Source organism: Pseudomonas sp. HMSC065H01, assembly GCF_001815235.1.
Lineage (GTDB): Bacteria > Pseudomonadota > Gammaproteobacteria > Pseudomonadales > Pseudomonadaceae > Pseudomonas > Pseudomonas aeruginosa.
On record NZ_KV819925.1, the window covers coordinates 398 to 1,475 of the forward strand.

Consider the following 1,078-nt stretch of genomic DNA (forward strand, 5'->3'; position numbering starts at 1 on the left):
TGATAGCGGCCGGTCTCCACCAGCTCGTTGATGTCCTGCTCCATCGGGTCAGGAAGGACGACATTTCGAGTTGCCATAGGGTGCTCCAGTCCATAGATAGCTAGTGGCATAATATGCCATATGGCTTGCCAAATCACCTTTTTCGGCGTATAGGTGATAGCAGGATACCTCCCTTTGGGAGCCAGGAGATTGATCATGAATGCACACGCCAACAAAGGTTTCGCCGCACGGGCCGGTTTCGGTCTGGGCACGTTTGTGCGCTTCTGCCTGCATGATCGCCGTCCAGCTCTACGTTGGGTTAAGCGAGTTAGCCTATTCTTGTTAGCAACTCTTGTAGTGTCACAGAACTTTATGTGGCTTGCTGGGGTATCAATGACTCTACTATGTGTATTTCTGGTGGGGTATGCCTTAGTTAAAGGGGATATCTCCGTCTCCAAAGAGTCTCCAAGTCGAGATGTCACAACAATGACTTCTCAAGCTGAAACTGAATCTGTAGCAGAGCTGTTTGACTATCAGGCAGCTCACCATTACCGGGACTAGCCCCCGGTAATGGCTTTATACTTTTTTAAACCACGTTTTTAACTCTATTTCCTGCTTCCTTACCGGCGGCTTGAACTCCTTCGGTCCCTCTGCTCAATCCGTTCAGTACAGACCCTGCTTGAATTCCGGACCAGCCGATCGCTGTCATCCACAGCAGTGGTAAAACAATGAACATAGAACCCATCACGAAGTTCAAGATTGCATCTTGAGTCGCCGTATTCAGCCCCATAACTGGGTCGAACGAAAGATGCGGTGATCCCGAGCCATAGAAGGCATCAAGGATCGTGCTGTCGATGTATCTGGCTAACTGAAACCAGAAATCGACGAACATCATCGCAAAGAAGACGACCGTCATCGTCATGGCAACTTTCAGTTGATAGGTGCCGATGACCAGGACCATCGGAATGCAGATGACCATTGCCATCTTCAGGAACGACATCACCATCGGCAGTGCCTGGCGGACCATATCCATCGCCGGGAAGTAGGCCAGGCTGCCCAGGGCAACGCCGAAGGTTCCAGCGGTTCTCGCGATGCCGTT

General features: G+C 50.9%; 3 protein-coding genes. 1 reads left to right on the forward strand and 2 read right to left on the reverse strand.

Annotated features, from left to right (window positions below):
- Nucleotides 1-197, reverse strand: a 197-nt coding sequence (locus HMPREF3014_RS35220) for a ribbon-helix-helix domain-containing protein (protein WP_371858313.1), incomplete at its 3' end; no start/stop codon positions are given.
- Between HMPREF3014_RS35220 and HMPREF3014_RS34040 the strand changes: the two genes are divergently transcribed.
- Nucleotides 196-540, forward strand: a complete 345-nt coding sequence (locus HMPREF3014_RS34040) for a hypothetical protein (protein ID WP_071534978.1) — start codon at nucleotides 196-198, stop codon at nucleotides 538-540. The genes HMPREF3014_RS35220 and HMPREF3014_RS34040 overlap by 2 nt on opposite strands.
- Nucleotides 541-565: 25 nt before the next feature.
- Here HMPREF3014_RS34040 and HMPREF3014_RS26375 read toward each other — a convergent pair.
- Nucleotides 566-1,078: conjugal transfer protein TraG N-terminal domain-containing protein (locus HMPREF3014_RS26375; RefSeq protein WP_141765471.1), on the reverse strand; the 513-nt coding region annotated here is incomplete at its 5' end.

Bases quoted from the DNA above. Each gene is read 5' to 3' on its own strand.
- HMPREF3014_RS34040 (WP_071534978.1), top strand. From the start codon at position 196: ATGAATGCACACGCCAACAAAGGTTTCGCCGCACGGGCCGGTTTCGGT.